At 72.0% G+C, this 6,668-nt stretch carries 8 protein-coding genes; 2 read left to right on the top strand and 6 right to left on the bottom strand.

Annotated features, from left to right (window positions below; all coding sequences use genetic code 11):
* Positions 1–745 precede the first annotated feature (745 nt).
* Positions 746–1,717: a pectate lyase family protein gene (locus tag ACWGL3_RS30035; RefSeq protein WP_267947287.1), complete on the top strand. Its 972-nt coding sequence runs from the start codon at positions 746–748 to the stop codon at positions 1,715–1,717.
* Positions 1,718–1,797: 80 nt separating this feature from the next.
* Here the strand turns inward: ACWGL3_RS30035 and ACWGL3_RS30030 are convergent, their stop codons facing one another.
* A complete protein-coding gene (locus tag ACWGL3_RS30030; RefSeq protein WP_267947286.1) occupies positions 1,798–2,205 on the bottom strand; it encodes a hypothetical protein in 408 nt (135 codons plus the stop codon).
* Between the two features lie 35 nt (positions 2,206–2,240).
* On the bottom strand, positions 2,241–2,843 hold the full coding sequence (locus tag ACWGL3_RS30025) for a TetR/AcrR family transcriptional regulator (protein ID WP_267947285.1): 603 nt from the start codon (positions 2,841–2,843) through the stop codon (positions 2,241–2,243).
* Between the two features lie 98 nt (positions 2,844–2,941).
* Between ACWGL3_RS30025 and ACWGL3_RS30020 the strand changes: the two genes are divergently transcribed.
* Positions 2,942–3,550 carry a hypothetical protein gene (locus ACWGL3_RS30020; RefSeq protein ID WP_267947284.1) on the top strand — a complete coding sequence of 203 codons (609 nt, stop codon included), beginning with the start codon at positions 2,942–2,944 and terminating at the stop codon, positions 3,548–3,550.
* A gap of 172 nt (positions 3,551–3,722) precedes the next feature.
* Here the strand turns inward: ACWGL3_RS30020 and ACWGL3_RS30015 are convergent, their stop codons facing one another.
* From ACWGL3_RS30015 to ACWGL3_RS30000, 4 genes are all read right to left on the bottom strand, one after another.
* Positions 3,723–4,481: a MerR family transcriptional regulator gene (locus tag ACWGL3_RS30015; RefSeq protein ID WP_267947283.1), complete on the bottom strand. Its 759-nt coding sequence runs from the start codon at positions 4,479–4,481 to the stop codon at positions 3,723–3,725.
* A gap of 28 nt (positions 4,482–4,509) precedes the next feature.
* Positions 4,510–4,986 (bottom strand): VOC family protein, encoded by a 477-nt coding sequence (locus ACWGL3_RS30010; RefSeq protein ID WP_267947282.1) that lies wholly within the window; start codon positions 4,984–4,986, stop codon positions 4,510–4,512.
* Positions 4,987–5,110: 124 nt separating this feature from the next.
* Positions 5,111–5,935 carry a polyphosphate polymerase domain-containing protein gene (locus tag ACWGL3_RS30005; RefSeq protein ID WP_267947281.1) on the bottom strand — a complete coding sequence of 275 codons (825 nt, stop codon included), beginning with the start codon at positions 5,933–5,935 and terminating at the stop codon, positions 5,111–5,113.
* Positions 5,932–6,540 carry a DUF4956 domain-containing protein gene (locus ACWGL3_RS30000; protein ID WP_267950575.1) on the bottom strand — a complete coding sequence of 203 codons (609 nt, stop codon included), beginning with the start codon at positions 6,538–6,540 and terminating at the stop codon, positions 5,932–5,934. Before ACWGL3_RS30000 ends, ACWGL3_RS30005 begins: the two co-directional genes overlap by 4 nt.
* Between the last annotated feature and the right edge of the window lie 128 nt (positions 6,541–6,668).

The following is a 6,668-nucleotide window of genomic DNA, read 5'->3' as shown; positions in this document are numbered from 1 at the left end:
GTTCCGGCGGGCGCCGTCGTGCGTCGTCCGGGGTCGGTCGTCGGCGGCGTGCGGGGAGGCCCGGGGCCCGTCCGGTCCCGCGGTGGGACCGCCGGTCGCGGCGGGCCGGATGGCGGCGCGGACGGCCGCGCATTCTACGGCAAGCGCTTACCGATCAAAGTCCTGAAAATACGCCGGGAAGGCATATCCGGGCACGGTGCCATCTGGGACGGCGTCCATTCCGGAGAATGCCGACGCGATTTCCCTGGGTGAGCACAAGCCCATTCAACTGGGATCACGCGCGGAATCACTGCTGTCGCTCCGTAATCGAACGGTGATTCCCCGGACATGGGCTGTTGACACGGTGCCGGTCGTCGATTTACCGTCCTGGCACGGAAAGCGCTTTCAGATTCATGGCCGGGCCGCTCGGGAAACCGGGCGGCGACGGCACACGGGCCCCGGACCGTCCGGGGCCGCGTCACCCTCAGACCCTTCCCGGAAGAGACCCGCCATGTGCACACCCCTCGGCACGCCGTACGCACGAACCGCGTCAGCGCAGGTCGCGGCCCCCGAAGGCCTTGCAGACCCCGCTGACCCGGTCGGTACCGCCGAGGTGCCGGGCGGTCTCTGACCACAGGCCCGGCGGGCGCGGTCCCCACTCCCGCGTCCGCCGGTACGGAGTCGGCGCGGTCCGGTGCGCGGCCGACCTCCGGAGAACCTCCGGCGCACCACCCCTCCCCTCACACCAGAACGAGGAGAACCCCCCATGAGAACAGAACACCCGAAGACCCCCTCGGCCAGGGCGCTCGGCGCCGGCGGCGCGGCGCTCGGCGCGGCCGCCCTCGCCCTCGGACTGCTCGGCGTCCCCGGCAGCGCTTCGGCGGCGGTGGGCAGCCCGCAGGGCTGGGCGTCCCAGAACGGCGGCACCACCGGGGGCGAGGGCGGCGACACCGTCACCGTCTCCTCCGAATCGGAGTTCCTCGACGCCCTGGAGGGCGACGGCCCCCAGGTCATCGAGGTCAGCGGCTCCATCGACATCTCCGGCATGAACGACGTGCCCTCGGACACGACGATCATCGGCCTGGACGGCGCGGAGATCACCGGTGGCGGCCTGGACATCAGCGGCGTCAGCAACGTCATCGTCCAGAACATCGCCTTCTCCGGCTGGGACGACGACGCCATCAACATCCAGGAGGGCTCGACCAACATCTGGATCGACCACAACAGCTTCACCGACGGCTACGACGGCGCGGTGGACACCAAGCGCGAGTCCGACTTCGTGACCGTCTCCTGGAACCACTTCTTCGACCACGAGAAGACGTCCCTCGTCGGGCACTCGGACGGGCACACCGAGGACGAGGGGCACCTCCGGGTGACCTTCCACCACAACTTCTACGACGGGACGGGGAGCCGGCACCCGCGGGTGCGCTTCGGCAACCCCGTCCACGTGTTCAACAACTACTACCTCGACAACGCGGAGTACGGTGTCGCCTCCACCATGGGCGGCGGCGTCCTGGTCGAGGGCAACTACTTCGAGGGGGTCGACAACCCGACCCACACCGGCTACGCCGATTCGGACATCGGCGCCATCGAGGAGCGGGACAACGTCTACGACGGCTCGGGCGAGCCCGAGACCGGAGGCGGCGACGTCGCCGCGATCCCGTACGCGTACGACCTCGACCCGGCCGAAGACGTCCCCGCGATCGTGAGTGGCGGCGCCGGACCCGGGAACATCTAGATGTCCGCGGAGTCCTTCCGGTAGCGGGAGGGACACCGCACGAGGCCACCGTCCCGATCGGATACGGGACGGTGGCCGTCTCACGTCCGCCGTCCGTCCCCGCCCCGGCGTGCCCGGTCCGGCAGGAGGCGCCGCCACTCCGGGTCGAACGCCGGGTGGTCCTCGTAGGCGAGAGCGACGCACGCGAGCACCCGCACGGCCACCGCCGAGGCGGTCCGCTCGGGGTCGTCCCCGAAGACGCCGGTGTCCGCGGCGGGGTCCTCCTCCGCGGGGCCGCCCACGGAGAACCATCCGCCGAAGACGTCCGCGACGGTCTCCACCCAGTGCCAGTCCTCCTCCGCGGACGCCTCCTCGCGGAGCGCGTCCACGGTGGCGAGGAGCGCCAGGTGGGAGCGCGTGCACGGGTCCGGGCGGCCTCCGTCGGCCTCCCCGACCCGGTCCCTGACGAACCGCTCCAGCCTCCGGCCGGCCTTCGTCGTGCTGTTCATGCCGTCCTCCTCGCGGTGGATTGCGTCCCGCCCGGTCATGCGGGCGGGCGCAGCGAGTCCAGATGGGCTCGCAGGACGCCCGTGGTCCGCTCGGCGACGGCCTCCGGGGCGCCCTCGGACGTGAGGGCGTGCAGGGCCAGGCCGTCGAGCAGGGCGTGCAGGCGGAGCGTCTCGGCGTCGAGGTCGGCGTCCGGGTGGACGCGGCCCCGGTCGAGCAGGTGGCGCAGCACCCCGTGGCAGGCGGCGCGGACGCCGCGGTGCGCCTCCTCCTGGATGGCGCGGAGCCCGGGGTGCGCGGGCGTCTCGGCGATGATCGCCACCTCCAGCTCCATCTCCGCCCGGCGGGTGCTGTCGAGGGGGAGGAGCTCGTGGAGGATCGCCTCGGCGAGCTCGCGGGGGTCGTGCAGGCCGGTGTGCCGCACGACGCGCTCGCGCGCCCGGGCGTGCACCAGTGCCATGGAGAACTCCAGGAGCTCCTTCTTGCTGGGGAAGACGTGCCGCACGGAGCCCACGGCCAGGTTCGCCTCGGCGGCGACGGTGCGCACGGAGACGGCGCCCACCCCCTCGCGGAGGATGACCCGCCAGACGGCCTCCGCGATCTCCTCCCGGCGGTGTTCGTGGTCGATCAGTTTCGGCATGGATCCATGTTAGCACGACTGTGCTACTGTGATAGCACGGTCGTACCAACAAAGATCGGGGCGAACGGCGCCGCGAACGATCGTCGGGGGTGTGTCCAGTGGTGGAGTTCATCGTCCAGAACCCCGTGGCCGCGGTGATCGTCCTGTGCGAGTTCGGCCTGTGGGTGCTGCTGGGCCTCGGCCTGGCCCTGCGCTACCTGTTCCGGCTGCGGCGTACGAGCACGCTCGTCCTGTGGTCGATCCCCCTGCTCGACGTCGTCCTGGTCGTCGCCACCGCCCTCGACCTGCGCGGCGGGGCGGACGCGGGCACGGTCCACGGCCTCGCCGCCGTCTACCTGGGTCTCAGCGTCGCCTTCGGGCCCGCGATCGTGCGGTGGGCGGACGCCCGCTTCGCGCACCGGTTCGCGGGCGGGCCGCCGCCCCCGAGGGCTCCCCGGAGGGGTCCCGGACGCCGGGCCCACCTGTTGCGGGAGTGGTACCGCGCCGTCAACGCCGCCGCGATCGCGTCGGCCGTGCTGCTCGGCCTCATCGTGTTCTTCGCCGCCCCGGAGGGGCGCGAGGTGCTCGCCTGGTGGATCGGCCGCGTGTGGATCGCGGTCGGCCTCTGGTACGTGTTCGGTCCGCTGTGGGAGGGCGGAGGCGGGTCCGGGCGCGGCGGGGCCGACGCGGCCGCCGACGGCGACGCGGGCCTGGGGGCCCGCGCCTGAGGGGGAGGGAAGGTGTCAGCAGGCCGCGTCCGGGGCGCCGCCGAGGGGTGCGCAAGCCCGTTCCCCGCAGGCTTCGCGGGGGTGTCGTCGCCGGTCCGGGGCAGTGCGGCCCCGGACCGGCGGGGTTTCACGTGAAACATCCCGGCGCCCCGGCGGAGACCGGGGCCGGGCGTCACATGGACGTCCGGGCGTACTCGTGGAGGGAGTCGCGGACGAACGCGGCGCCCTCCACGGTCCCGTACGTGGTGGAGAAGCTCGGGTCCTCGACGTACATGTCGCCCAGGCAGCGCACCAACTCGACGGAGCGCTCGCGGTCGCCCTCGGCCACCGGGGTCCCCGGGATCGCCCGGAGCCACTCCACGTGCCGGGCGGCCATCGCCTGCGCGCGGTCCGACCCGGGGGACACGCCGTCCTTCCATGCCTCGGCCCACGAGTTGACCAGGTCGTCGGTGTCCCGCTTCCACGCGATCTGCTGCCGCACGGTCTTGCCGTGCCACCAGTCGTTGCTCTCCTGGAAGACCCGCTCGCCCCAGCGGGCGACGACCTCGTCCCGGTAGGGGTCGTTGAATCCCTCCAGCATCATCTGCATGGAGGGATCCGACCCCGAGGCCCGGGCGTCCAGGGTGTGGCGGACGGCCCTGATCCGCTGGTCCAGGCGGCTGCGCTCGGCCTCGAGGAGGCCGATGTGGTCGCCGAGGGCCCCCTCCTCGTCACCCTGCCGGTCCAGGACGTCCGCGATCACGGGCAGGCCGAGGCCGAGGTCCCGCAGGAGGAGGATGCGCTGGAGGCGGGCCACCGCGTCCATGTCGTAGTAGCGGTAGCCGTTGTCGCCCACCCGGGAGGGGTGCAGGAGCCCGATGTCGTCGTAGTGGCGCAGGGTCCGACTCGTCACACCGGCGCGGGCCGCGACCTGCTGGATGGTCCACTCCACGCCTCCCCCTCCCCGGGCCCCGCGGGCCCTACTCCTCGACGACGAAGTCGCCGCTCTGCATATTGTCCTTGACCCACTCCTTGGCGTCGTCGGCCTCCGCCTCACGGTAGGCCGTGAGGATCACCCGGTTGCCGTCCGGGTCCTCGACGGTCAGGTCGGAGGTGAACCAGGGGGTGTCCGAGGGGCCCTCGACGGCGGCGCCCGGCGGCAGGTCGGCCCGGAGTGCCTCCGCCAGTGCGGTGAGGTCCTGTCCGCCCGCGGAGAAGCTGGCGGTGGTGCTGCCGCGCTCCGGCTCGCCGGGAACGAGGAGGATGTCCTGGTACTTCATCCGCCGCAGGTGGACCACGGCGGGGGGCCCGTCCGGGGCCCCGAGGACGGCCAGGGAGATGAAGCCGACGGAGTGGTAGAAGGATTCGGCGGCGGCGATGTCCGCGACCTGGAAGGTCACGAACATCGGCATGGGGTAGATGGTCCGGTCGATGACGGACGCGGTGTTCTCGCTCATGTCTTCGACCCTAGAAGTTGACGTAGCGAGAAGGTCAAGCCGTGATCGCGCGGACGGGGCCGGACGTGCCCCGGCCCCGGACGCACCGCGGGCCCGCCCGGAGGGGGCGGGCCCGCGCGGTTGCTCAGACGGAGAGGACGACCCCCGCCCGCGCCTGGGGCACCGTCGTCGGCGTCTGGTGGTCCAGGCAGGAGGCCATCGCCCGGTGCCAGCGGTTGCCCCTCAACCGCGGCTCCAGCACGGACACCGTGGCCCCGTACTTGCTGAACCCGACCTCGCGGAAACCGTGCTGGTGCAGGCGGCGCTCGGTGGAGGTGAGCCCGCCGCGCGTCTTGACCTCCAGCAGGACCATGTCCGGCCTCATCCCCACGGACCACCCGTTCCGGTACCCCACCAGGTCCGTGTCCACGGTCACCCGCTCCTCTCCGGAGAACGACACGACGGTGGCGCGCCGGTAGTCGGTGACCGCGCTCGCCGTGAGCACGTCCGGCGGCTCCATGCCGTACCCGAGCAGGGTGTCGTCCAGGAACCTGCGGGTGAGGGGCGTCAGCCTGTCGGTCGGCCCCTCGTACTCGATCCGGGTCTTGTCGGTGACGCCGCGGGCCCCCTTCAGCTTCACCTCGAACATGCGCGTCCCCGTGTCCACGTAGGTGCGCACCCGGGCCTTGAACCGCACCCGCCGCCCTCTTCGATGGTCGTGGAAGGTTCTCAGGTCGGGGGTGTCGAGGTAGGTGGACGAGTACCGGAACACCTGCTGCCCCCCGATCGTCAGCACCCCGAACCGCTCCTCGGCCCCCGCGAACAGGGAGTCCGCGAAGGTGACGGGCACCAGGTACTTGCGGCAGGTGCGGGTGACCAGGGCAGCGCGCGAGTTGATCTCGGCCAGCGTCATCGGGCGGAGGGCGGCCAGCGCCTCGGAGAGGGCCGGGGCAGAGGTGTCGGTGCTCATCGGTTGCCCACCAGCCAGGCCGGGAGGGCGACGGTGCGCTCGGGGGAGGACAGGGCCGCGTCGGACCTCGACGCGAGGTAGCGGACGTCCACGACCATGAGGTCCCGCACGTAGTCGACCTCGGTGACGTCCACCCGCTTCACACGGCCCCGCAGCCGAGCCTCCAGGTCCTGCCGCAGCGCGACGGGGTCCTCGTGCACCACGTCCAGCGTCATCACCCGTCGCAGGTGCCGTGAGAGCAGGCGCGGGTGGTCCGCCGCGTACAGGCCGGTGAGCAGGAGGACGTTGAGGCCCAGCATGATCCAGGGCGTCTGTGCCGCGACCGCGTTGACCAGGCCGAGGGTGATCGCGGTGAAGTAGTAGCCGATCTCCCCCTGGCTGATGAGGTCGGACCGCAGGCGCAGGATCGACAGCACGCCGAACAGGCCGAAGCCGACGGCGAGCCCCACCTCCTGGTTGGTCAGCATCGACACCACGGCGAAGATGCCCGTGTTGAGGGCCACGTAGGCCAGCAGCAGGTCCCGCCGGCCGTGGCGGCGGAAGTAGAGGGCGTACGACAGGACGGAGATCGCGGTCAGGTCGACCGCCAGCGCGAACCAGAACATGGTGATCATCCTCTGGACGGGGGGTGAGGCGTCCATGAGGAGCACATGAGGGAATCCTCATCCGGTCATCCCGGTGACACGGGGCCGGGGGCCGTCCCGTACGCGAACGGGGCGGAGGCGTCACCGAC

This window comes from Nocardiopsis sp. NPDC055824 (genome assembly GCF_053616335.1).
The sequence above is the reverse complement of the archived record's forward strand: the minus strand, read 5'-3'. Positions and strand labels throughout refer to the sequence as shown.

Bases quoted from the DNA above. Each gene is read 5' to 3' on its own strand.
- ACWGL3_RS30035 (WP_267947287.1), top strand. From the start codon at position 746: ATGAGAACAGAACACCCGAAGACCCCCTCGGCCAGGGCGCTCGGCGCC.
- ACWGL3_RS30000 (WP_267950575.1), bottom strand. From the start codon at position 6,540: ATGTTCTGGTTCGCGCTGGCGGTCGACCTGACCGCGATCTCCGTCCTG.
- ACWGL3_RS30010 (WP_267947282.1), bottom strand. From the start codon at position 4,986: ATGAGCGAGAACACCGCGTCCGTCATCGACCGGACCATCTACCCCATG.
- ACWGL3_RS30005 (WP_267947281.1), bottom strand. From the start codon at position 5,935: ATGAGCACCGACACCTCTGCCCCGGCCCTCTCCGAGGCGCTGGCCGCC.
- ACWGL3_RS30025 (WP_267947285.1), bottom strand. From the start codon at position 2,843: ATGCCGAAACTGATCGACCACGAACACCGCCGGGAGGAGATCGCGGAG.
- ACWGL3_RS30030 (WP_267947286.1), bottom strand. From the start codon at position 2,205: ATGAACAGCACGACGAAGGCCGGCCGGAGGCTGGAGCGGTTCGTCAGG.